Source organism: Acidobacteriota bacterium (assembly GCA_022340665.1).
Lineage (GTDB): Bacteria > Acidobacteriota > Thermoanaerobaculia > Thermoanaerobaculales > Sulfomarinibacteraceae > Sulfomarinibacter.
On record JAJDNM010000148.1, the window covers coordinates 68,318 to 93,963 of the forward strand.

General features: G+C 61.6%; 10 protein-coding genes. 1 reads left to right on the plus strand and 9 read right to left on the minus strand.

All coding sequences use genetic code 11. From position 1 onward, the window contains the following. Positions 1-18 precede the first annotated feature (18 nt). The 9 genes from LJE93_16905 to LJE93_16945 all read right to left on the minus strand — a co-directional run bounded on the left by LJE93_16905 (position 19) and on the right by LJE93_16945 (position 19,364). Positions 19-3,207 (minus strand): pyruvate, phosphate dikinase, encoded by a 3,189-nt coding sequence (locus LJE93_16905; GenBank protein MCG6950595.1) that lies wholly within the window; start codon positions 3,205-3,207, stop codon positions 19-21. Then, positions 3,200-4,945: a PEP/pyruvate-binding domain-containing protein gene (locus LJE93_16910; GenBank protein MCG6950596.1), complete on the minus strand. Its 1,746-nt coding sequence runs from the start codon at positions 4,943-4,945 to the stop codon at positions 3,200-3,202. The genes LJE93_16905 and LJE93_16910 overlap by 8 nt, the downstream gene beginning before the upstream one ends. 125 nt (positions 4,946-5,070) lie before the next feature. Continuing rightward, positions 5,071-6,360, minus strand: a complete 1,290-nt coding sequence (locus tag LJE93_16915) for a Glu/Leu/Phe/Val dehydrogenase (protein ID MCG6950597.1) — start codon at positions 6,358-6,360, stop codon at positions 5,071-5,073. Positions 6,361-6,566: 206 nt separating this feature from the next. Beyond that, positions 6,567-7,922, minus strand: a complete 1,356-nt coding sequence (gene gdhA / locus LJE93_16920) for an NADP-specific glutamate dehydrogenase (GenBank protein MCG6950598.1) — start codon at positions 7,920-7,922, stop codon at positions 6,567-6,569. A 272-nt stretch (positions 7,923-8,194) separates the two neighbouring features. Further along, positions 8,195-11,176 (minus strand): histidine kinase, encoded by a 2,982-nt coding sequence (locus LJE93_16925; GenBank protein ID MCG6950599.1) that lies wholly within the window; start codon positions 11,174-11,176, stop codon positions 8,195-8,197. A 131-nt stretch (positions 11,177-11,307) separates the two neighbouring features. Continuing rightward, positions 11,308-12,408 (minus strand): hypothetical protein, encoded by a 1,101-nt coding sequence (locus tag LJE93_16930; protein MCG6950600.1) that lies wholly within the window; start codon positions 12,406-12,408, stop codon positions 11,308-11,310. Positions 12,409-12,569: 161 nt separating this feature from the next. After that, positions 12,570-13,964, minus strand: a complete 1,395-nt coding sequence (locus tag LJE93_16935) for a 2-oxo acid dehydrogenase subunit E2 (GenBank protein ID MCG6950601.1) — start codon at positions 13,962-13,964, stop codon at positions 12,570-12,572. A 10-nt stretch (positions 13,965-13,974) separates the two neighbouring features. Continuing rightward, positions 13,975-16,665, minus strand: coding sequence for a pyruvate dehydrogenase (acetyl-transferring), homodimeric type (gene aceE / locus LJE93_16940; protein ID MCG6950602.1), 2,691 nt, complete (start codon positions 16,663-16,665; stop codon positions 13,975-13,977). 509 nt (positions 16,666-17,174) lie between these two features. After that, positions 17,175-19,364: an EAL domain-containing protein gene (locus tag LJE93_16945; protein MCG6950603.1), complete on the minus strand. Its 2,190-nt coding sequence runs from the start codon at positions 19,362-19,364 to the stop codon at positions 17,175-17,177. Positions 19,365-19,650: 286 nt separating this feature from the next. Here LJE93_16945 and LJE93_16950 point away from each other — a divergent pair, with 286 nt between their 5' ends. Continuing rightward, a complete protein-coding gene (locus LJE93_16950) occupies positions 19,651-25,530 on the plus strand; it encodes a BamA/TamA family outer membrane protein (GenBank protein ID MCG6950604.1) in 5,880 nt (1,959 codons plus the stop codon). Positions 25,531-25,646 lie beyond the last annotated feature (116 nt).

Here is a 25,646-nt window from a genome sequence, read left to right on the forward strand (position 1 = left end):
CAATCAGCCGCGTCCGAGCTACTTTGCGTTTTTGCCGATCGGGAGCTCCAGCGCTGGGTCGGTGATGGCGCCGATTTTGGCGGCAAAGCTGGTCTGCTTTTCGAGATCCTCGTCGGTGATGATGTGGACATCGAGCAAGTCGGGGTTGACGTAACCGGTTCGGAGGTAGTTGATTTCACCGAGACACAGGCTCCAGCCTTCGAGCCACGTCTCGAGCTCACGCCGCTGCTGGTCATTGCCCTGGAAGTGGATGAGGAGATCGATGTCGCTGGACGGGCCTGCGCTGGCATTCTTCGTGCTGCCGATGATGTAGACAGCTTTGACCGCGAAACGCTCGGAGTCGATCTCTGCCGCGATCTTCTCGGCCATCTGCAGGCGCCACCTCCAGTAGCTTTCGGGGTGCTGGTGAAGTGTGCCGGCGCGATCGCCGCGGGATTCGTCCTCGCGCTCTCCGGGCTCAGCGAAATGTGCCAATGCCTCGTCGAGTTCCGAGTTCATCAACACACGCAGAATGCGGCCGTCCGAGGAACTGGGTATGTCGATAACGCGCACGACGTCGGCGAGGGGCTCGTACTCGGGGAGCATCGCCGGCAGCAGGTTCCGCGAGGTGTGGAGCACCTGAAGATTGAGCACGCTGTCATCATCCGGGTAGAGGGGGAGGTAGCGGATTTCCGATTCGACGAGATCCTGAAAGAAGTGTGTCCCGAAGCTAAGGTCCGGAAGGTAGTCGCCGGTCTTCCGTGCGACCTCGATCAGCATCGCGGTGTTGTTGATGTCGGAGTAACCGACGCTGACGCCGAGCTTGATGTCGCCGCGGCTTCCCCAGCGGCCGGGCCCGATGAGGATGAACTGGCGTTTGGGCAGCAATTTGTTGAGCTTGCCAATCACCTCGCCAACCATGAGGAGATCTGCACGATCCTTCTGCCGCGCGTAGGCCTCGGGATCGACGTAGACAACGTGGGTAATGTCGGGGACGTGGCCGTTGGACACAAACCGGTGGGCCGCGAAAAGAGTTTCGTCAGCCGGCATGTCCTTCGGAATCGGTGCCGGCGCGTCCTCGTCCGCGAAGCTCTGCGGCCGACACTGGAGAAGGTAGAAGTCGTTTCCGTCATGAGCGAATTCGATGTCGACCGGAGTGCCCAGCGTCGCCTCGAGGGTCTTGAGGATGTTGCCGACCTGTTCCACAAAAGGCGATGAATTGACGAGCCCGCCCAGATCGGCGACCAGTTGGTCGTTGGCCGGATCGACCAGGACCGGAACGGGCTTGTGGAGGACGTCGTCCTTGAGGACGGAAAAGACCTGTTCGAAGGCTGGATAGCCAGCTCCATGCTCCTTCAGGAGGTCCTCGATCTCGAGGGTCTCGAAGTTGTTGGTTTTGAGGTTGATGACATCGATCGAACGCGGAGAATAGCGAATGGTCTCGTCGATCGTCGTGTTGACTTTGAGCCCGGGCTGACCCGGGACCGAGAGGATCGGATAGTCGTCGCCGACCCGGTCCACAGCGCGGGTGCCGAGACCGGGAACGAGCCGAATGAGACCGTCGGAGCGCTTGATTCGCGGCGACCAACGAAATTCGTTGTTGGAGAATGCGACACCGGCGACTGCGGGCAGGAAGTAATCACCGAGGCGCGTTCCGACCACCTCCTGGATGAGGATCGCCATTTCCTCGTGGAAATCGAGCAACCCTCGCTCGTGGCGGTAGGCGATCGGGTCGGGGCCGAAGACCGATGCGTAGACCTCGGTCATCGCATCGAGGATGGCGGTCATGCGTTCTTGCTTCGAACCTTGGTTGGCGAGGAAGAGGCTCTTGTACTTGCCGGAAAAGGCGCTGCCCATCCGATCCTCGAGGAGGCTCGAAGATCGTACGATCAGCGGTTTGTCGCCGACCTCGTCGAGGATCATCGAGACGCCCTTGACGATTTCCGGAGGGAAACGCGAGTTTTTGAAGAGCTGGATGATGTTGGGGTACTCGCGGCGAACCTGGGATGTTTCGCGATACTTCTGTTGCAGCACCTCGTCGAGGTCGTTGTACTCGACGAAGGACATCAGCCCCTCCGAGGCCACGTACCAGCTGCGCGGGACCTTGAATTCGCCTATCGAGTAATCGGAGGAACTCTCCCTACGGAGGATAGCGGCAGCGAGGAAGAGACCGGCGCTCTTTCCCCCGAGTTTGCCGTGGCTGGCGTCGGAGTGAATCACGTGGTCGATGAGATCGAGAAAATCTTCAGGTTGAACGTATTTCTTGGCGACGGAAATGTAGTCGAGCTGGTCGGTGAGGAAGCGCCGGATAAGACCGACGTGAATGCCATCGAGTGTGGCCGGGGAAAGCTCGGCGCCATCGGCGAGCAGATGATGGAAACGGCGGAGGGCGCCTCCGACCTCGGTCAGGCTGGAGCGGGGGTTATTGAGGACCGACGGGAGAAAGCTGGCCTTGTCCTCCATTACCCAGTCACGAGTGAGGGCGAGCGTGGCGTCGGTTCCGAGGTAGTTCTTGGCCAACTCGAAGGGCTTTGCATCAAGCAGTACCTGCTCGTTGAGAGCGCGAGGGCGAGCAGGGTAATTGGGGTCGTGGCGTTCGTCCTCGTCCGACGAACCGTAGATTTCCCTGAGGAGGTCGCTCCCGCCTTCCACGCCCGCCCACACCAGATGGTTGACCATCTTGCGCGCGATGCGGAGATAGAGCTCGCGGTCGGAACGTCGAAGCAGCTCGATCGGCCCCCGCCAGCGGTCCTTCTTCTCCTCCTCTAGCTCTTTGCTTGCCAATTCCCACGTCTGGCGCGTCTCATACATCTGGTGAAATAGGATGCTGTGCCCGAGCCGTTCAGCTATCGTGCGAATCAGGCGTTCCTCCTCCTTGAGGAAGGGACCGATGTCCTCGGTCGGGCGATCCTCCGCGTACCACACACTGAGGCGGCCGACCACCTTGCCCTGTACGACGATGTCGCTCGACTGGACCCAGGGCGTTGGGCGAAAATCCTCGTTGGTGAACACCTCGTCACCGTATTCGATCATCGCCCGACAGATGTCCGGATACTGCCAGCCGGGCGGTATCACCTCGACCACCTGCTGGAACGCTTCGTCGAGCGGTAGGTCGAGACGAGCGAGGATTTGCTCGACCTCGTACAAGCAGTTGAGCTCCTTCGCCCGTTCCTGAAGGGACGCGAGCAGCTTGTCTGCCGGTCGTGCGCTCTGTTGAGAATCATCCATTTTTTCGGATCACTCCTCGTCCGTTGGTGCCGTCGACGCGAATGTCGAGTGGCTGATTCAGGCGTATGTGAGTCACGTGCGCGGTCGATTTCACGACCGGCTGTCGGTCGAGCCATTGCCAGTCGATGGCGTATGGCCCGTGGTGTTCCACAGAGAGGTAGAGTACATGGAAGCTCAACAGATTGTGGAAAAAATGAGATCCCTGGCTGAGGTCCGGCTGTACATCGGGAAGGGTCGCCTCGACGATCACGCGGGCGCCGCTGATCTGGCCCCAGGCAACCGGAATCCCGAGCCATGGGTCTGATGTGCCCCAGCGCCCGAAACCGATGAGCAGGTACGTCCGCCCCGCCTCGATCAATTCCTCGTTGATTCCTTCCAACTGCTTGGCGATGGCTGGTGTGTCCGCCGGCTCGAAAGCTTCCGGCCGGACAAAGACGACATCCTCGATGTCTGGTCGCTCACCGTTGCCGAGAACCGATTCCGAGGCAACCACGACCCCATCGCCAAGGAGGTCTCCAAATGCCACGTCGATTCGTTCGGCACCCACCATCATCGGCCGCACCTGGAGGAAACCGATCCGCGCCGGCAAGGCGTCTCGCCGATCGAGATTGATGGCGAACTCGATCTCGACGGCTCCGCCCAGAGCCTCCTCCGACAGCTCAAGGAGGCGCTTCAGGACATCGTTGAACGGCAACAGGCGTGAGGCGAGCAGGGGAGCGAAGGTGAGCGCTCGCGGCCCACGCGCGTCGAGGCCCGGGTTGAGGCGATCGGAGCCGGGGTCGTAGGTGGAGACGAGATAACGGAGTGCACCGTCCGCCTCGGCTTCGGCCAGGCCTGGCTGCACCAGATATTCGGTTTCCCGGATCGGATCGTGCGGCGGGGGATTGCCCATGTGGACGGCCCAGAAGGCCGTCTGCGTGTTCTTCAGTAGCTCGCCGAGATCGTTGAACGGCGGTGGCGCCTTCGGATAGGCGGGAGAGTAGGACCAGCTGAGGCCTCCGTCGACAATCGTCTTGCCGAGCCCCAGTGCCAGGGTCACGACCCCGTCCGAGGGCTTGGCGTGGCCCGTGGGGTAGTAGTTGTGGGATCGCGCAACACCGGACACGCACGGGTAGAAACGATCATCGGCACGCTGGCCGACCACCTCCTGGATGATGACGGACATCTTTTCCGTGCCGGGTGGCCGGCCAATGGAGCTCAGGTAGCCCCTGGCCTCGGCGAAGAATGTTGTTGCATAGACGAACTTGACGGCCTCATCGAGGCGGATGAACCGGGCGTCCTCCTCGATCTCGTTGTTCGGGATCATCTTCGTCCCGTATACGCCGGCGAAGGGGTGGTCGAGGTCGTCCTCGAGCAAGCTCGACGAGCGCACCGCCAGCGGCGTGTTAACGCTGGAGATTAACCCTCGAAGGTCGCCGACGTGTTCTGCCGGCAGCTCCGCGCGCTGGATCACGTGCCCGATGCGGTCGTCCGGGAGATCGGAAGAAACGATGTTCTCGAGGTGGTTCCGCTCGATGAAGCTGTCGAAGATGTTGCTCGCCAGGACAGTGCTGGTCGGTACCGAGACCTCGACGTAGGGAAACTCGTCCGGATCGAGCTTGGCGAGAATCTCCTCGCGCACCCGAAGCAGGCCCGAGGCCTTGCCGCCGAGAGCACCGTCGCCGATCCGCGTGAAGGTGTCCTTTGCACCGAAGAACTCACGGTCGAATCGCGGAACGTCAGATGGCCCTGCAGTCATGTGATTCGAAATCCGCCCAAGTTTTGAGTTATGAGTTTTGAGTTTTGAGTTCGCGCCACCCGTTGCGGTCTCGAGGGGAGGGCGAGTGGCGACTCAAAACTCAAAACTGAAAACTCAACACTCATTTAAAGCCATCCCCGCTCTTTGCACTGCCTCGCCACCCGGTCGATGGCAATCACCAGCGCCGCGTCACGCATTGTCAACGACTTGGAGGAGGACAGGTCGGAAACCGCGACGAACGCGGCAGTCAGCGTGCGATCGAGCTTGCTGAGGACCTCGGAGAGGGGCCAGTAGTAGTTCATGTTGCTCTGCACCTGCTCGAAGTAGCTGCAGGTGACGCCGCCCGAGTTCGCCAGAATGTCGGGTATGACGAATATTCCACGGGAGAACAACCGCGCTTCGGCGTCGGGAGTGGTCGGCCCGTTTGCACCCTCGGCGACGATGCGTACGCGCTCGGAGACCGAGCCGACGTTGTCTTCAGTGATCTGATACTCCAGGGCAGCGGGGATCAGGATGTCGACCTCCTGCGACAACCACGCGTCGCCTTCGAGGACCTCGTAGCCGAGATCTCTCGCTTTTGACGGATTGACGTTGCCGAGACGATCGGATGCCTGGCGCAGCTCTTCGAGGTCTATGCCGTCGGCCTTGCGGTAGGCAGCCGGGGCGCCCGCCTCCGGATCCCAGCTCGAGACGCAGGTCACGGTGCCGCCGATCTGGTGGTAGAGCTGGATCGCGTGCTGGGCAACCGTGCCGAACCCCTGCACGCTGGCGGCGGTTGCGGAAACTTCGATGCCCAGCTCCTTGAGGGCTTCTCTCAGGTTGTAAACGAGGCCGTATCCGGCCGCCTCGAGGCGACCGAGCGATCCGCCGGCGCCGAGGGTCTTGCCGGTGATGGCACCCGGGATACGGTTGCCGCGCAGCGCCTCATACTCGTCGAGCATCCAGGTCATGTGCTGGCCCGATGTCATGACGTCGGGTGCCGGAACATCACGCTGGGGACCGATATTACGGGCGATCCGGCGTATCCAGGCACGGCAAATCCGTTCGATCTCGGCGGTGCTCAAACGGTGAGGATCGCAAACGACGCCGCCCATGCTCCCGCCGAGGGGGATGTCGACGACGGCGGTCTTCCAGGTCGTCCACATGGCGAGGGCCCGCACCGTGTCGATCGTCTCCTGCGGATGAAAACGTACTCCGCCCCAGGCGGGTCCGCGGGCGTCGTTGTGCTGGACTCTGAAACCGTGAAAAACCTCGATCGTGCCATTGTCGAGCCTCACTGGAAGGGTCAATCGGTGCTCATGGGCGGGGCAGCGAAGGAGTGCTCTCGTCGGCTTATCGAGCGCCATAAGGTCGGCGAGGCGATCGAACTGCGCGAGAGCGTCGGTGAAGGCGTTGTAGGAGGGTAGGTCGTTCATTGTAGGGTCTCCGTCAAGTTCATGATCGCACAGCCGACAAATTCAGAATTCGGAGTCCGGAATTCGGAATGCCGCTCGGCCATCCCGTCGGGTTCAAGATATGGTGGCGGAAAACTCCGAATTCAGAATTCCGACTTCCGAATTCAAAAACGGCGGCCCCGCAGGACCGCCGTGTTCAGCTCATTCAGTCTTGGGCCGCCGTTTTTCTAGACGAGCCCCTGATCGATCATCGCGTCGGCGACCTTGACAAACCCGGCGATGTTCGCGCCGACCACGTAGTTGCCAGGCTGATCGTATTCGGCAGCGGTGGTGACGCAGGCTTCGTGAATACGGTTCATGATCTCGCGCAGGCGGTTGTCCACCTCCTCGCGGGTCCAGGAAAGGCGCTGGCTGTTCTGCGACATCTCGAGGCCGGATACCGCGACACCACCGGCGTTGGCGGCCTTGCCGGGACCGTAGAGGATCTTCTTCTCGATGAAGAGCTCGACGGCTTCCGGAGTCGAGGGCATGTTGGCGCCCTCGGATACTACGAAGCACCCGTTGTCCAGTAGCGTCTTGGCGTCGTTCTCGTCGAGCTCGTTCTGAGTGGCGCAGGGCAGCGCGATCTCGCACTTCACGTTCCACACGCCGGTGCCCTCCTGGTAGGTGACGCCGGAGAACTTGTCGGCCAGCTCGCGGATCCGGCCGCGGCGGATGTTCTTGAGGTCCATCAGGTCGTCCCACATTTCCTTGGTTAAACCGTCTTCAATGACGACGAAGCCCGAGGAGTCGGAGAGAGTCACGACCTTGGCGCCGAGCTCGAGGCACTTCTCGGCGGCATACTGGGCAACGTTCCCGGAACCCGAAATGGCGACCCGCTTGCCGTCGAAGCTGTCGTCGCGGGTGCCCAGCATGTCCTGCGCAAAGTAGACGCAGCCGTAGCCGGTAGCTTCCGGACGAATCAGGCTGCCGCCCCAGTTGAGGCCTTTCCCGGTCAGAACGCCCTCGAACCGGTCCCTGATGCGCTTGTACTGACCGAATAGGAAGCCGATCTCGCGGCCACCGACGCCGATGTCACCGGCCGGAACGTCGGTGTCAGCGCCGATGTGACGGCAGAGCTCGGTCATGAAGCTCTGGCAGAAGCGCATCACCTCGTTGTCGGACTTGCCCTTCGGGTCGAAGTCCGAGCCACCTTTGCCGCCGCCCATCGGGAGGGTGGTCAGGGAGTTCTTGAAGACCTGCTCGAATCCGAGAAACTTCAGAATGCCGAGGTTAACGGTCGGATGGAAGCGGAGTCCGCCCTTGTACGGCCCGATGGCAGAGTTGAACTCGACACGGTAACCCTTGTTGACCTGGACCTCGCCCCGGTCGTCCATCCACGGCACGCGAAAGAGGATGACCCGCTCCGGTTCGACGATCCGTTCGAGGATGCGATGATCGAGGTACTTGGTGTGGCGCTCGAGTACCGGCACCAGGGATTCCACGACCTCCTGTACGGCCTGGTGGAACTCCGGCTCACCCGGGTTTCGCGCAACCACGCCGCGCACAAACTGCTCAGCAAAAAGTTTCTCGACTGGACGCATGGGCCCTTCCTCCTGCGTTTTGGGATTTCAATCAACGACGAATCGACGTCTCGTTGACGCCGAGGAGAATACTTCACGGTGTCGAGGCTTGCAAGGGTTTTGTGACTGAGTTCACAAATGGATTGAGCGCGGCCTTTCGATCCCGATCCTGTTCCCGAACCCCATACCGCTGTCCACCTCTGAAAGAGGCAGAGGAATCAAGACAGACTCCGCTATTCCGTCTTTTGCCAATTGTCTCGGGAGCGGGAATGGGAATGGGAGCGGGATCGGATCTACGACTCCAAAATCACCCCCCGACTGCTTGATCCGTCAACCAGGACCTGGGCCGGCTGATCGAGCCGGATGTGGCGAATGACTCCATCCAGCGCCTCACCGAAGAGTTCCTGACGGTCGAGCCAGTCCCAGTTGATGACCCCGCTCTGGTCCTGGGTGTGGACACCGAAGAAGGCGACGCCGAAACAGGTCAGGTTGTGAAAGAAGTGGGAGCCGAGCGAGGGCTCGACCTGCAGATCTGCAAAATCGGTTTCGACGATCGCGCGCACGGTCGAGATTTGCGGCCAGGTGACGGGAATGCCGAGCCAGGAGTCACGTGAGCCCCAGCGTCCCGGCCCGATGAGGATCGACTGTCTTCCTTCGCGACGGAGCACGCGGTTGATCCGTTCGATGGATGAGGCCGCTTCGGTGGTCTGTGACCGGTCCATGCGACGCGCATCGACGACGACGAGATCGGATATGGTTTCGCGCCTCCCGTGACCGAGGGCGACGTCCGAGCGGACGAATGCCCGTTGAGCAATCGACTCGTCGAGTTCGAGGTCGAGTTCGACATCCGTGTCCTCGAAAACCATTGGCCGAAGCTGAAGGACGTTCAAGACCTGGCGTTGCCCCAGTCCCGGTTTGATATCCGCCGCGAACTCGATTTCGGCTGGGCTCGCGATGCCGTTCTGGCAGACGCCGAGAAGGCGATCCAGAATGTCGGGCAGTGGCATGATCCGTCCCTGGAGGATCGGCGCGAAGGAGATGATCGGCGAGCCCCGATCGTCGAGCCCCGGGATGATCCGGTCGTTGGCACGGTCATAAGTGGAGACGATGGTTGACGCTGCACCGTCGCGCACCGCTTCGATGACCTCGTCGTGAACCAGATTCACATCGGTCCGGACGCCCGGAATCACGTCATTCCTCGACATGTCGAGAGCATAGAATCGTCTTTGGGCATTTCGCAGGATGTCCTTGACGGCGGAGAACTGCGGTAGGACCTGTGGCTGGCGAGGGCAGAAGCGGAGGGCCTCGAAACCCTCGACCACGGATTTGCCGAGCCCGAGGGCAACCTGAACAACGCCGTCCTCCGATTTCATCTCACCAAACGGGTAAAAGTTGTAGGAAGCGGCCACGCCCGAGAAGGTCGGATAGAAGCGGTCGCCATGACGGCTGCCGACCAGGCGCTGGATCAGCACCGCCATCAGTTCCTCTTCGATTCGAAAGGGAGTCGTCTCGAGGTAGTCGCGCGCATTCTGGAACAGGGTCGAGGCGTAGACGACCTTGATCGCCTCGAGCAGCTGCGCCAGTCGCACGTCGAGCGAGGGGTGGTTGTTGGGAAGCATGATGGTGGCGTAGACGCCGGCGAAGGGCTGGTAGACCGAGTCCTCGAGGATGCTGGAAGAGCGCACCGCGATCGGTTCGCAGACTCTCTCGAGAAAGGCGCCGAGATCTGACCGGAGTGCGTGCCGAAAGCGGCTGCGACGTATGTAGTCGAGCACCTGCTGGTCTGTCATTTCACTCGCGCGGGTAACGAAACCGCGGAGCCGGTTATCTTCGAGAAAGTCCTCGTAGATGTCCGACGCGAGGGCCACGGTCTGTGGGACCGCGACCTCGACCTCATCGGTGTCCAACACCTGGCGGGCGAGGATTTTGTGCATGAAGGCGAGCCCTCGCCCCTTGCCGCCGAGGGACCCGGTTCCGATCTTGGAAAATGCCGCGAAATCGTTGAAGGTCTCGCCCTTGAAATCGGTGATGACGTGCTGCTGGATTTCTCGCAGGTAGCCGGTGATCGTCGTGATGAGATAGCTTCTCAGATCCGCCGGAGATTCGAATTCGGTGACTGTGCGTGGTCTCAGATTCGTGGCGAGTTCGAACTCGGTGCGCGCCTTGAACCAGGCCGAAAAATGATTGCGGCTGGCGTGGAACACGAGCGAGTCGTCCGGTACCTCCGGTAGCACGCGCAACATCTCCCGGACGTCGGCAGCGCGGGCAATCGGGGTCCCATCCGGCATCTTGAAGACGAAATCGCCGAATCCGAAGTTCTCGAGGATGTACTCGCGGAGGTCCTCGAGAAGGTGGGGCGACTTTTTGCTCATGAACTGAGCGCCGATCTCCTCGGCTCTGGCGCGATGCTCGGATTCCATCGACTGGACGAGGATCGGCAGATCCTCGTCGTCTTCGCGGATCCTCTTGGCGAGGGCGATCCCGGCCTCGTAGTCGAACTCGCCCCCACGGGGAAACGAGACATCGGTGATGATGCCGAGAATCCTGCCGTTGTATCGCTCGTAGAGCTCCCATGCCTCCTCGTAGTCCTGCGCCAGCAGGATCTTCGGCCGCGCCCGGATGCGCAGCAGGCGGTGGGAAAGGTTGATGCCCTCGGACATCAGGCGGCCGGTCTGGCTGGTGATCTCGGTGTAGAAATGAGGCAGGTAGACCGAGTAAAAACGGGGCTCGTCCTCGACCAGGATGATGCCCTGTACGCCGCCGACCAGGATGTCGTGTTCAGCGTTGCGGCGGTCCTCGATCTGCTTGATCATCGCCAGCAGCGACTGGACGTTGCCCTGCCAGAGAAAGGTCCAATCGAGCTCTCCGCCCTTCCGCAGGTCCTCCAGCCACGGCAGCTCCCAGGCGTGTGCTGCGATCAGGCCGACAGGGAGCCTGGGACGATCCTGCTTGATCAGGTGGACGAGATTACCGATCTCCATGTCCGGCAACCGAGGCGTGGTGATGACCATGTCGAAGTTACGTTCCTCGATCAGACGCAGAGCCTCGGCTGCGTTGGATGCGCGCGTGAATCGGGGTGCGAAACGAAGGTTGAGATCGAGGTTTCGATACTCCTCAATGACCAGCTCGGTGAGCTGACCGTCCTCTTCGAGAATGAACGAGTCGTAGTGCGAGGCGACGAGGAGAATCTCGATCACGCGGTACTTCATCAGCGCCGAGAACTCCTCGGTGTTCATGCCGTACCGGCTGGTGAGCTCTATCGAGTTGTCGGGCATCGCATTTCGCTCAGGTCCAAATTAGCAGAAAAACGCACAAACGTTTGAACGTTCAACGTTAAACGTTGGAGGTCGCAGCACCAACGTCGGCTGGGGGACCTGATGGTTGAGAGCCGATGGTGGATAGCTCGTTACTCGACCCACTCGGTCACAAAAACATTCGTTTCGCCCGGCTTGGAGTTGTGGCGGTTGGAGCAGAAGGCGAAGGTGGTGCCGTTCGGGGCCCACATCGGGAAGCCGTCGAAGTTCTCGGTGAAGGTGATCTGTTCGAGGTTGGAGCCATCGAGATCGACCATCCAAAGGTTGAACTCGCGACCCGAAGGATCGCCGTAATTGCTCGAGAAGATGATCTTTTCGCCCGACGGGTGGAAGAAGGGCGCGAAAGAAGCGACGCCGAGGTCGGTGACTTGGCGCTTGTTGGAGCCGTCCGCGTCCATCAACCAGATCTCGAGCTTCGAGGGGCGGACGAGACCATCGGCGAGGAGCCGTTGGTAATCCTCGATCTCGGCCGGGTCGGAGGGGTGGCGTGTACGGTAGACGATCTTCGTGCCGTCGGGCGAGAAGAAGGGACCGCCGTCATAGCCAATCTCGTCGGTCAGACGGACAATATCGGAGCCGTCGAGGTTCATGGAGTAGATGTCGAGGTCGCCGTCCCGGGTGGAGGTGAAGACTATGCGGTCGCCGGTCGGGGAAACGGTGGCCTCTGCGTCGTAGCCGGGGCTGTCAATCAGCTTGGTGATCTCCGACCCGTCGGGACGGGAGCGGTAGATATCGTAGGAGTCGTAGATCGGCCACACGTAACCCTGGCTGTGGTCCGGCACCGGCGGGCAATCAGGCGAGCCCTCGTGGGTCGAGGCATAGATGATCCATTGGTCGCCGGGCAGGAAGTAGGCGCAGGTGGTGCGCCCGAGGCGGGTCGAGGCGATCGACGGCTCGGCAGTCTCGGTGTCGAGCACGAAAATCTGATCGCACTCATAGGGCGGCCGTGTGGACTGAAAGATGAGCTTGTCGCCGGCGAAGGAGAAATAGGCCTCGGCGTTTTCGCCACCGTCGGTCAGCATCCGAAGTTTGCTGAAATGGGTTTCCCGGGGATCCGGCTCGATGATCCGAGGCAGGGTGGAAGACAGGTCGGCAACCCTTTCCTCTCGAGCGGTTTCCTCCGCCTGTTGCCCGCAGGCCGCGGTCAGCAGAGCAAGAATGACGGTCATCAGGGTGGCGAGATTCAGTTTCATTATTCCTCCAGGCCGAGTGATCCTCTCATGAGATTCGCGATGTGACAAATCCATGACATTCTGCGTGATTTCCATACTCGGGTGGTGGGTGGGAACGTTGAACGTTGAACCCTAAACGTTTGAATGTTCCGCTCGCCCGCCCGCTTGCGCCCGTACCTCGGTCACCCTTCGAGAGCCAGCAGGAGAGGCTGCTCGAGGGTGTCCTTGAGCTTTGCCAGGAACCTGGCTGCGTCGGCGCCATCGACGATGCGGTGGTCGTAGGTCAGCGACAGCGGCATCATCAACCGCGGGCGGAATCCTCCCTCGTGCCACTGCGGCTGGATCCGCCCGCGCGAAACGCCGAGAATCGCCACCTCCGGCCAGTTGACGATCGGCGTGAAGGCGGTGCCGCCGATGCCGCCGAGGTTGGAGATTGAAAAGGTCCCGCCCTGCATCTCGTCCGGCTTGAGCTTCTTGGAGCGCGCACGATTCGCCAGATCGTCGAGCTCGATTGAAATCTCGGTCAGGCTCTTGGTGTCGGCCTCGCGGACCACGGGGACCAGCAGACCGCGCTCGGTGTCGACGGCGACGCCGATGTTGACCGAATAGCGGAAGATAATCTCCTGCCGCGCCATGTCGACCGCGGCGTTGAGGATTGGGTGGGATTTGAGGACCGCGGCGACGATCTTGACCAGCACGGCGGTCATGGTGAGCTTGCCGCCGGCTGCCGCCACCCGCTCCTTGTAGGCCTTGCGAAACTGCTCGAGATCGGTGATGTCAACGATTTCGTGGTTCGTGACCTGCGGGACTGTTGCCCACGCGCGGGTCAGGTTTTCAGCCGTGACCTTTCGCACCTTGGTCATTGGTTCCCGGTGGACGGGCCCGAATCGCTCCAGATCCGGCAACTCGAGAGCGGGTGCCGTACCGGGTGAAGCACTGCCAGTAGACAGGAGTCTGTTGGTCTCGGCCTTGACGTCATCGATCGAAATGCGGCCTCCGGGGCCACTGCCATCGACGTTCGACAGATCGATCCCGACCTCTCGCGCGAATCGACGGACGGACGGTGCCGCCGGAATGAGTTTCTTGAATTCGGATTTCGGTATTCGCATTTCGGGATGCGCGCCGCCCACAGATTTCGAATTTCGAATTTCGAATTTCGAACTTTCCTCACCCTCCTCTTCCCCTTTACTGCTCTGCTCCTCTTCGTCGCGCTCCTCTGCCTCTTTTCCGTTTTTCTCCTCTGCTCCTTCGGGAGCGGGATCGGGCTCCGCCTCGGGGCTTCGTCGGGATGAGTCGGGTTCGGGATCGGGATCGGTTTCAACCGCGCTCTCGTCTTCGACGCTCTCGAGGGTCACGATTGGGGCGTTTTCGCTGAGGACATCACCCTCCTTGACGTGGACCTCGGTCACCGTGCCTGCGGCGGTCGATGGCACCTCGACGGAGGCCTTCTCGGTCTCGACCTCGATCAGTCCCTGGTCGACCTCGATGAGGTCGCCCACCGAGACCAGGACTGCCACGACATCGACACTGTCAACGCCTTCGCCGAGCTCGGGGAGATGAATATTCGTCGTCGCCATCACGGACTCCTCAGACGGTCACCGGGTTCGGTGCATCGGCATCGATGCCAAACTCGGCGATCGCGGAATCGACAACTTTTCGATCGATCTTGCCGTCCTCGGCCAGCGCGTCGAGGGTCGCGACGACAATCGACTCGGCGTCCACCTCGAAGAATCGGCGCAGGGCGGCGCGGCTTTCGGAACGGCCGAAGCCATCGGTGCCGAGGGCTACCGGCGGCCGGGGGAACCATGTGCTGATCGAGTGGGGGAGGGCCTTGACGTAGTCGGACGCGATCACGTACACGCCCTCGGTATTGCCGAGGCAGCGCTCGATCCAGGTTTCCTTGCGGGCTTCCTCGGCACGGAATCGGTTATACCGATCGCAGTCGGCGCCGTCCGTGAAAAGCTCCTTGAACGACGTGATACTCCAGACGTCGGCTGCCACGTTGAACCGTTCGCCCAGGATCTCCTGCGCCCTGAGAACCTGGTTGAGGATGGCACCACTTCCGAAGAGATGTGCCTGGAGCTGCGCACCGTCATGATTGGACGGCCTGAACTTGTACATACCTCTGAGGATGCCCTCCTCGCAGTCAGCGGGCTGAACGGGCATCGGATAGGGCTCGTTTTCGACGGTGATGTAGTAGAAGACGTCCTCCTGCTCCGCGTACATGCGGCGAATTCCGTCTTTGATGATGGCGGCGAGCTCGAACGCAAACGCGGGATCGTAAGCCTTCAGGTTCGGCACCGGATAGGCAAGCAGGTGGGAGTTTCCGTCCTGGTGCTGGAGGCCTTCGCCGTTCAGGGTGGTTCGTCCCGCCGTACCGCCGATCATGAAACCTCGGCTTCTCATGTCTCCCGCCGCCCACACCAGATCGCCGATCCTCTGCATGCCGAACATCGAATAGAACACGAAGAAGGGGATCGTGTTGATGCCGTGGGTCGCGTGGGCGCATCCGGCGGCGATGAAGGAGCTCATCGATCCGGCCTCGGTGATGCCCTCCTCGAGGAGTTGCCCGTCCTTGGCCTCGTGGTAATACATCAAGGTGTTGGCGTCCACCGGTTCGTAAAGCTGTCCGGCGTGGGAGTAGATACCGATCAGCCGGAAGAGGGATTCCATTCCGAAGGTCCGTGCCTCGTCGGGGATGATCGGCACGATCAGCTTGCCGAGCTGCTGGTCCTTGAGCAACTTGGTGAGAATGCGCACGAAAACGCCGGTCGTCGAGATGTCGCGGCCGTCGGAACCCTCGGAAAACTCTGCGAAGAGCGTATCCGGAGGCGGGTTGAGGGGCTCACACCGCACGCCCCGGGTTGGAACATGACCACCCAGCTTCGCCCGGTGTTCCTGCAGATAAACGAGTTCGGGGCTGCCCTCTGGTGGACGGTAGAAGGTCGCGTTTCGCGCCTCCTCGTCCGACAGGGGAATCCCGAAGCGGGTTCGGAACTCGAGTAGCTCATCCTGCGCGAGCTTCTTCTGCTGGTGGGTGATGTTGCGCCCCTCGCCTGACTCACCGAGCCCGTAGCCCTTGATGGTGCGGGCGAGAATGACCGTCGGCTGACCCGTGTGCTCGATCGCCGCCCTGTAGGCCGCGTAGACCTTGGTCGGGTCGTGACCCCCGAGCCGCAGACGACGGAGCTGTTCGTCCGACATGTCTTCGACCATCTCTGAGAGTTCCGGATACTTGCCGAAGAAATGTTCGCGGACGTACGCGCCATCCGATGTCGAGTACTTCTGGCTTTCACCATCGACGACCTCACCCATCCGCCGAACCAACAATCCCTGATCATCTCTGGCGAGCAGCGGGTCCCAGTCTTCGCCCCAGATGACCTTGATGACGTTCCAGCCGGCGCCGCGGAAATGGCCCTCGAGCTCCTGGATGATCTTGCCGTTTCCGCGCACGGGCCCATCGAGCCGCTGCAGGTTGCAATTGACCACGAAGATCAAATTGTCGAGCTTCTCCCGGCCCGCCAGTGAGATCGCGCCGAGGGCTTCGGGTTCGTCGGTTTCGCCATCGCCGAGGAAGGCCCAGACCTTGTGATCGGATTTCGGGTGGAGGCCGCGATCCTCGAGGTAATGATTGAAACGTGCTTGGTAAATGGCCATGATCGGTCCGAGCCCCATCGAAACGGTGGGGAACTCCCAGAAGTCGGGCATGAGCCACGGGTGGGGGTAGGATGACAGGCCGCCACCCAAGCCGTCCCGTAACTCGCGGCGGAAGTTGAAAAGATGCTTTTCGCTGAGACGGCCTTCGAGGTACGCGCGCGCGTATATGCCGGGCGAGGCGTGGCCCTGGAAATAGATCTGGTCGCCGTCATAGTGCTCTCCCTTGCCGTGGAAGAAGTGGTTGAAGCCGACCTCGTAGAGGGTAGCGGCCGATGCGTAGGTCGAGATGTGGCCGCCGATACCGTCCTCCTCGAGGTTGGCCCGAACCACCATCGCCATCGCATTCCAGCGGACGAGACTCTTGATGCGGCGCTCGATTTCACGGCTTCCAGGGTACGGCGGCTGGTGGGAGACCGGAATCGAGTTGATGTGCGGAGTGGTCGCCTTGAACGGAATCGCCACCCCGGCCTTCCGCGCGTGGATTCGAAGATCTTCGAGAAGGTGGCGAACGCGTTCGGGTCCTCCGTGATCGAGGACCCAGTCCAGTGACTCCAGCCACTCGCGGGTCTCGATCGCGCTGTTGTTCTCGCTTGAGATGTCAGCCTCGGTGCCGTTGCTCATGTTGACCTCTGGGTGCTGGTGTCGCGACGCCCTGACCGGGCTCATTCTCATAACAACCGAAACGGCGAACGTGTTTCAATTGAGCGTGGTCTTCTCACCAGGTGTCTACTGCGGCCGGCGAATGGCAGCCATCTGCCGTGCTTTTCGCAAATCGTGCTCCTCTCCCCGCCGACAACAGCGCAAGGTGGCCGAGGGCTCGCCTGAAGGCGAGCCCATTGGACGCGCGCTGGTGACGGTGAGACACAAGCGCCGAAGGCGCGCCGTAACGCAGTGCAACTACGCCTGCGTCGCTCGATTTGTGAAAAACACAAAAACTCACTACCCTTCGCCGCCCTCGTTACGAAACCTGGTGAGATGACCGGGTAAGACTGAAGATAGTAGCAGGAAATGACCAACGCCGGGAAGTTGAGAGTTGCGAGTTAAGAATTAAGAGGGGTCGTCAATTCGTTCGTGGTTGATCTGTCAGGATGGGTAAAACTCTAAGCTCTGAATTCTTGAACTCTGAATTCTCAGGTGGCAGCGCCGGGTCGCGCGGCCGAGCCTTGCATGCGATCGGCGAGAATCTTCGCGAGGTGATTGGGGTGACTGGCTGTCCTTTCGAGCAGACTCTCGGCGACCTCTCGCGGCAGTGGTGGCGCGATGAAGTACCCCTGGACCATGTTGACGTCGAGGTCGACCAGCGCCTCGAACTGCGACCGCGTCTGTACACCCTCTGCGACCGTGTCCTTGCCGAGATTCTTGGCGAGGGTGACAATCGTGCGCACGATCTCGGAACTTTCCTCGTCCTCGAGCATGCGCGAGACGAAGGAGTAGTCGATCTTGAGGGTGTCAATCTCGAAACGCCTCAAGTACGCGAGGGAGGAGTATCCGGTACCGAAGTCGTCGATACTGATTGCAATGTCGAGGGCACGAAGTTGCTCGAGCACCGCCGACGCGTACTGCGCGTTTTCCATGAGCACGCTTTCGGTAACTTCGAGCTTGAGGCTCTGACCGTAGAGCCCGCTATTGCGAAGAATCAGGTCGATACCAGCGACGACGTCCGGCCGCATCAACTGAGTCGTAGAGAGGTTGACCGACATCGTGGTGCGACTGTGGGCCCGGTACTTCTGGTGCCAGTTGCGCAGTTGCTTGCAGGCCTCCTCGGCCACCCAGCGGTCGAGCTGAATGATGGCGCCCATCTCCTCGGCGACCGAGATGAAATCACCCGGCATCAGAAGCCCCCGCTCGGGGTGCTGCCACCTGACCAAGGCCTCGAAGCCGGCGATATGGCCATCGCCGATTGCGACGATCGGCTGGTAAAAGACCCTGAACTCCTGGCGGGCGAGCGCGCGGCGCAGATCGTTTTCGAGACGCAGGGTTGCCACCACCTGCCGGTGCATCTGATCGTCGAACACGACGAAGCTGTTGCGGCCCTGCGCCTTCGCTCGATACATCGCGGTGTCGGAGTCACGGAGTAGATCGTCCGGGCGTTCACACTCCGGGCTCCAGAGGGCGATTCCGATGCTGATCGTGGCAAAGACCTCGTTACCGTCGAGGTCGAACGGCACCTTGAATTCCTCTTGAATCCTTTCCGCCGCCACTGTTGCACCGCGGATATCCTTGATGTCTTCGACCAGGATCACGAACTCGTCACCGCCGAAGCGAGCAACCGTGTCGCCCGGTCGGCACGCCTTCTCGACACGTTCGGCGATCGCTTTCAGCAGCTTGTCTCCATGCATGTGCCCGAGGCTGTCGTTGACATTCTTGAATCGATCGAGGTCGAAAAAGAGCACGGCGAAACCCTGATCCGGGTCGCGCTGGGCTCTGGCAAATGCGTGGCGGAGCCTGTCGACGAGCACCGCCCGATTGGGCAGGCCGGTTAACGGGTCCTGGAGGCCCGAGCTGCGAACCGTTTCTTTCGCCTGGGCGTCCTGATCGATGTCGATCTGCCGGCCGACGGCACGTATCGCCCTGCCATTCGAATCTTCGACAACCTCGCCGCGGGTCAGCATCCAGCGGTATTCACCGCTCTTGGTCAACATTCGGTACCGCTGCTCGATGACCGAGATCTCTCCGGCGATGCCCGCATCGAGGATAGCGCGCAGCCTCGTGAGATCCTCGGGGTGCACCCGGCTGAGCCAGCTCTCCAGTGTGTCCTCGATCTCTCCTGGCGCATAGCCCAGCATCTCCTTCCACCGATCGGAGAAATGCACGGACTCGGTGGCGAGATCGAGGTCCCAGATGCCGTCGTCGAGGCCTCCGCTGGCAATCAGGAAGCGCTGATATTCCTGTTGCATCTCCTCCTGCAGAGTACGCAGGTCGTCCAGCTCCCGCAGGCGCATCTCGATCAGGCTCAACCGGGTCGCCAGGAGCTTGTGGTCGAGGGGCAACATTACGAAGTCGCTGACACCGAGCTCGAGAATATCGGCCAGGTTCACAGTGGCATCGTGGGGTACGAGGGCGAGAACAGCGCAGGAATCGATTCCGGGAGCCGGGTTGAGCGAGGTCGCCAGCTTGGAGGCCGTCTGATGCCCCATGCTCCAGTCGATGATGGCCAAGTCGGGAATGTTCTTCCGCGCCGAGTAACGCACCGCCCACGGGTTGCGTTGGTGTGTCGGGAGGTAGCCTCGATCACTCAGCAGACCGCAGAGCTCGTCCCCGAGCTCGTGGTCTCCGGTGCACACCAGAGCTTCGCGCTTTCTATCCTCGCGCGAACGCACGAGACGCCCCTCCTGCGATGGAGGAGGCTGTCGTTTTCGCCAGAAATCAAGGCTGAACGGTGCCATCACACCTTTTCTGGCCGAACCTTTCGGTCCGGTCCGAAGCTACTCTCCGGTCAAGAAGCAAGCACATGCCTACCGATTTAAGTCTAGCATCGACGGCCTGCAATCAGCGAGGTCACAATCGTCGGAAGTGTCCAAATAGAGAGGTTTTGCGGCTTGAAAAGGTGAGTCGACGCCGATTGAAAGGCAGATGGTTTGCAAGCCTCGCGTGTAAACTCTGGAGATGAAGCGCACCCGACGCCTCCTCGGCATAGCCGTCGTGACCCTGGTGGGGTTGCTGGTCGCGTTGCTCCTCGTCATCCATCTCCCCGGCGTTCAACGGGCAGTCTGGGAGCGCGTGACGGCCTCGATCGAGGAGGCCAGCGGATGGCGAGTCGAGAGCGAACAGGTGTCTTTCAGAGTCCTGCCGACGAGGTTCAGGGCCTCAAATCTCGAGCTGACGACGGGTGGTCGCCGCGTCGCATCGATCGAGAACCTCGAGGCGACATGGCGGTGGCGGAAAGTCGTTTCAGCACCGTACAGACTTGAAACGCTACTCGTCGACGGCGTGCGACTCGATCTTGATGCGCTTCCAGGACGCTCGGAGTCGGCCGGTTCGAAGTCAATCGGCCCGCTGGATTTCATCGAGGTTCAAGAGCTGCGTATTCGAAAAGTGGCCGGTGCGGGATCGATCGCCGAAACCGAAGTGGTCGTCGACGGGCTGAACGTCGAGAGTCGCCTGGTGTCCGGATCCGTCACGGCAACCCTGTCAGCCGATCAGTTGACCCTCGACAGGGCTGGCCGGGTATTCGATCTGGGCGTGGTGGCCGCTGAGGTTGCTGGATCAGCGGAAGGGCTGCGGGTGACGGGTCTCGAGCTCGATTCACCGGCGGTCAGCGTGCAGGTCAGCGGAGAGGTTTCGTTCGACTCCGGGGTGGCCGGCGAATTCCAGGTGAGGACAGGGGTCGATGTGGCAAATCTCGCAAGCTGGTGGGATCCGAACCTCGCGACCGGCCTCCAACCCTCGGGGCACCTCCAGCTCGAGGGCTCGGTGGCCTTCGGCGGGGACGCCGGGCCGAGGATCGACCTCGAACACCGCGGCGATGCGATTCGAGTTGCGGGCTACGACCTCGGAGAGATCGGCTTCTCCCTGGTCGATAGCGTGCCGAGTGTAAGACTGGCACATCAGGAGTGGGGCCGAGCCGAGCTGATGTTCTCGGGACCGGGCGCCGTGGTCGTCAGGGCATCCCTGAAAGAGGCGCCTGTCGATGATCTGCTGACGCTCGCCGCCCCGCGTGTCGCGGACCTGGTCGGGCGGCCCACGAACGTCAGCGGTGAGATCGACGGAACGCTCACCTATCCAGTCGTTGCCGACCTTCTCGCCGGCCACTTCGACCTCGTCGTGCATTCGCCGAGGGGCAGAATGGCCATTCGCGCCGCGGGGGGGGAGAGCTCCTGGCGGCTGGAAGAGCTCGAGGTCCTCGCTGCCGGAACCGAGATTCATGCGAGCGGAACTGTTGACGCCGAATCCGGCATCGATCTTCGAGCCGATCTCACCTCGGCCGCCCCGACACGGATGCTCGAACCGTTCGAGATGTCGATGCCGTCGATCGAAGGAGACCTGGTCGCCGGAGGGCCTCTCGAAGGTGAGGTGACGATGAGCGGTCCGCTGACGGCACCCCATTTCTCGGGTTCTCTCGAATGGCGCGAACCGGAAATCGCGGGACGTAGTTTTTCGGCTCTGACCGCTACGCTCTCGGGTTCCACCGAATCCCTCGATTGGGGGGTCGAGCTGTCACTCGCTCCAGGAGCTTCATGCGTCGCGTCCGGATGGGCGCAACCAATGGAGCGGAAGATCGCGGGCGACTGGGAGGTGCGGGCCGACGACCTCGCGGAGTTCGTGCCGTTGCTTGCGCCGTCGATGCAGTTGACTCTGTCGGGGGCCGTCACCGCGAACGGAGCCGTCGCAGCTGCGAATGCTTCATTTCGAGTGAATGGCGAGATCATCGGGTCGAATGTGCAGATCGGCAAGTGGGTGATCGACACCCTCGGGGCAACCTTTTTCGCCACACCTCAAATCGTCGATGTAAGCGAGATCTCAGTTGAAGCATATTCGGGCGTACTGACGGGCGCGATCTCGTTACCGGTTGCACAGCTCTCGGATCCGATCAACATCGACCTCAGCTGGTCTGACCTGGATCTGGCCGCGTTTCCGGTAGAAGTTCCTGCGGCAATAACCGGTGAGATGGCCGGCGAGCTGCACCTTGCTGGCAGTTTCGATCGTCCGCAGGGTGAGGCCGTCTTTTCATGGGTGCCTGTGGCCGAGGTTCCTCTGCTGGAAAGCCTGGTTCTGCGAGGCGAGCTCGCGGACGGCAAGCTGTCCGTATCCACGAAGCAGTTCGAAACGGTTTCCGGTCCCGGGACCATCCGGGCCGAGATTCCGTTTGGAGACCTCCCATTGCCGGAGTGGTTTTGGCCCGAGGCTCCGGGTGGTCCGGTCAGCGCGACAGTGCGAGCCGACGGCGTGAAATCGGGTCCGTTCCTCCAGGTCCTCGGTCTGGACGACTTTCAGGCGGAAGCCGAGACCGATCTGCGGGCGGAGATTGCGTGGGATCCGGCAACCGGGGAACGGCCAGAGCTGACGGTCGAGGCGAGAGATTTCAGGGTGTCGAACCTGCCCGGCGAGCTCGTCGCCGAGGGTCCGTTGGCGATCTCCGTGAAGGGCGAGCGTGTGGAAATAGAACCCTTTGTGCTTGCCGGGGAGGGCAGCCGGCTCGAGGGATCAGCGACCTATGATCCGGGTGCCGGACTGGTCCGGGGGCGGTTTCGAGCGCGGGTGGCACCGGCCGTGGCCAACATGCTGCCGTACCCGGTAGCGATCGACGAACCGATCGAGATCGGCGCCGACGTGCAGGTGCCGGCCGACCTGGCGACCGCAGCTGGCGGCGTACGGGGCCAGTTCACCGTGGATCACCGCGGCGGGCGGATCGTGGTTCGTGATCCGCCAGTGGAGGTCCGTGATGCACATCTGGTGGTGGACTACGGCGGTGGCGCCTTCGATATCACTGATGGCACCGCGATTGTCAACCACGGACAGGTGGACATCAGTGGTGGGTGGGACCCTGTAAGCGGCGAGGGCGTTGATCTGGAGTTCGACGGCGTGACTGTCATGGCCGCCGGCATCCTTTCGAAGTGGAACGGCAGGCTGGCGTTCGAGCCGCGTGAGGACCGCCTTGCCCACGTGTCGGGAGACATGACGCTGGTCGACGGTGTCTGGGACGAGAGGTTCGACGTCGCCGGCTTCCTGACGGCGGACGACTCGACGGTACCAGAGGACGATCTCCTGCACGACGTCAGCCTCGATGTGGTGGTTCGCGGACTGGCCGGAATCAGGGTCGAGAACAACCTCGGGCGGTTCGATGTCAACTGGGAGCAGTTACGGGTTGGCGGGACCGCCGCCGAACCCGTCCTTCTGGGCGAGGTGCAAATCGCGCCGGGCGGCGTACTGGCCCTGGCCGGGCACGAGGTCGAGGTCAGGCGCGGCGTGGCGGAGTTCACGGGAGATCCCGAGATCGACCCGGTTTTGGAAATCATCCCAGCAGCGGATTTGAACCTTGTTGGCGGCGAGGATGCAATCGGAGGAACAGTTTTTGCGACGCAGGGTCTCGCCCAGGGGCTCAGCAATGCGCTGGGATTCGAAAATGTGACGCTGAGACCGGCGGAGATCGCGGTTCAGACGGAGAGCGATCCGAGCACCCGATACATGGTCGGGCATCGATTGAGTCATCAATTCGCTCTCTTCCTGGCCACCAACCTTTCCGACGTCCAGGATCGCCTGACCATGATCCAGTACTGGAACATTCCGCATTTCGGGAGTCTCGCGCTGCAGGCGTATGAGGAAACGAAGGACGAGAGTCAAGGAGCCAACGTTTTCCAGAGATTCGAGTGGGGTGGGACGATATTGGACCAGGGTGTTCCCGAAATCCGCCGAATTCGCCTCGACGGCGACTGGCCGTTGTCCAAGCGAAGCCTTCGCAAGGCGACGCGTCTCCGCCGCGGGCAGCCGTACGACGATTTTCTCTTGTTCGTGGCGGCAGTGCGTATGGAGAGGCTGCTGGCGCAGAACGGCTATCAGAATGCTCGCGTGATTGGGATATCGGAAGGGGAGGAATCCTCACCGGTTCTCGCGTTCACCTGCGAGCCAGGCGAGCGACAGGTCGTGACTTTCGAGGGAGATGCATTGGCCAGGGATGTGGAACGCGAGGTCACGGCCCTGTACAGGCGACCGCCAATGAAGCGCCTTTCATTCGACAAGATGGAATCGGTGATTCGCCAAAACCTGGTCAGCGATGGCTATTTGGCACCCGAGATCTCCATCGAAGGGCTCGACGAAAAGATCGTCGTTGATGTGCTGAAGGGAGAGCCTTCTGATCTTCGCGGTCCCTTCCTCGACGGCGTGCCGGACGGTTCGATCGCGGTCGTTCGGGCAGTGCTGGATGCGCCGTCGGAGCTGGCCAACGCGGTCGTCCGGCCAAACATCGCGAGACGGCGCGTCGAACGGGTGTTGCAAAGGGCCGGCTATCTGGAGGCGCAAGTCACGGACTTTTTCACGCTTCCCGGAGACGACGGTTCTACGGAGGTCCATTTGGTGGTCGATGCCGGGGGTCGAACATCGATCGATTCGGTGGAGATTCTCGGAGACGATCCTCTCGGCGTGACCGAAGCGGAGGCCTTGGCGCTCGAGTCCGGAATCCCGCTCGACCGTGTGATGATCGATACCGCCGTCCGCGGCATTCGCAATACGTACCAGGAGGCGGGATATACGGACGTCAGCGTGGCGAGCACGGTCGAGGTCGATGCATCCGGGAAGCGGCGGCTTCAGGTCAATTTGGAGCCGGGGCCCAGACCGACCGTGAGAGAGATTCGTTTCGAAGGCAGGAGGTTCGTCTCGGAAGGCGTGCTCTCGAAGGGGGTGGCCCTGTCACCGGGCGATTTCGTGACCGAGGGAGAGTTGAATCAATCGGCTTCGGATATCGCTAACTTCTCGCCCATCGAGCGCGCGACTGTCGTGACGACGCCGATCGACGACTCCCAGGTGGATGTCGAGTTCGACGTCGTCGAAAAGGACCGCTGGACGGTCGAGGTGGGCGGCGGCTGGAGCACCGAGCGAAGCTTCGGCGCCGCCTTCGGCATTCGTGACGACAATCTGTTCGGGCGGGGGGTCGGCCTCAACCTTCGCGGTTCTCTGGATTCGAAGGAGCAGAAGCTGTACCTCTACGGCTCGATTCCGCCGCCGCCCGGCGGAAATCTCTCGTTCATATCGACGGTGGGTTACGCAACGGGAGACGCCCCGGATGATCCGGATTTTCTGGACCAGGACGAGTTCCTGGCCTCGCTGGAGGCGACCTACCGCCTGCCGAACGACATGCAGGTCGGGGGCTATTACCGTTGGACCAGGACCCGGACATACGAAAAGATCCCGGACGACTTTCTCCCGTTCGACATCACCGTTCGAGTGGGGACACTCGGGTTGCGATCGGTAGTGGACCGGTTCGATTTCTTCTTTGACCCGCGCAAGGGCTGGGGGCTGACCTCCGATTTCGGTTGGAGCGGTGAAGCCATCGGATCGGAGCTGGAGTATCTGAGCTGGCTGACGGGTTTCGGCCTCGCGCTGGAAACGTTTGCTGGTTCGACCTGGATGCAGACCGTGAAGATCGGCATCGCCGAACCCCTCAAGGGGACGAGCCTCGACACCGAGGCGAAGTTCTTTGCGGGAGGCCAATCGTCCGTTCGGGGTTTCGATCTCAACACTGTGGGACCGGTGACCTACGGCAGTGACGGCACCCTGGTTCCAGCCGGCGGCGCGGTGCTGTTCGTGCTCAACGAGGAGCTCAGAATCCCGGTGCTATGGGATCCGCTGAGACTCGCCATCTTTGCCGATGTGGGTCAGGTCTGGGAGACGCGGGAGGACCTGGACTTCGATTTCTCGGTGGGCGTCGGGATCGGCATCCGCTGGTCGACGCCGATAGGTCCTCTGTGGGCCGACGTCGCGTGGCCGGTCGCCAATATCGGCATCAGCTCGACGAAGCCGAAGTTCTACCTGGGGATCGGTAGGCCGTTCTAGGCCATCTCGGCTCGACGGCTCAACGGCCGTTCGGCCTCGACGCGTTTTTCGAAGCCACCGAGAATCGAGAGCATGCGTGTCGTTTGCGCTATAGAAGCTCCAATCGCTGCCGTTCT

Bases quoted from the DNA above. Each gene is read 5' to 3' on its own strand.
- LJE93_16915 (MCG6950597.1), bottom strand. From the start codon at position 6,360: ATGAACGACCTACCCTCCTACAACGCCTTCACCGACGCTCTCGCGCAG.
- LJE93_16935 (MCG6950601.1), bottom strand. From the start codon at position 13,964: ATGGCGACGACGAATATTCATCTCCCCGAGCTCGGCGAAGGCGTTGAC.
- LJE93_16905 (MCG6950595.1), bottom strand. From the start codon at position 3,207: ATGGATGATTCTCAACAGAGCGCACGACCGGCAGACAAGCTGCTCGCG.
- aceE (MCG6950602.1), bottom strand. From the start codon at position 16,665: ATGAGCAACGGCACCGAGGCTGACATCTCAAGCGAGAACAACAGCGCG.
- gdhA (MCG6950598.1), bottom strand. From the start codon at position 7,922: ATGCGTCCAGTCGAGAAACTTTTTGCTGAGCAGTTTGTGCGCGGCGTG.
- LJE93_16925 (MCG6950599.1), bottom strand. From the start codon at position 11,176: ATGCCCGACAACTCGATAGAGCTCACCAGCCGGTACGGCATGAACACC.
- LJE93_16950 (MCG6950604.1), top strand. From the start codon at position 19,651: ATGAAGCGCACCCGACGCCTCCTCGGCATAGCCGTCGTGACCCTGGTG.
- LJE93_16930 (MCG6950600.1), bottom strand. From the start codon at position 12,408: ATGAAACTGAATCTCGCCACCCTGATGACCGTCATTCTTGCTCTGCTG.
- LJE93_16910 (MCG6950596.1), bottom strand. From the start codon at position 4,945: ATGACTGCAGGGCCATCTGACGTTCCGCGATTCGACCGTGAGTTCTTC.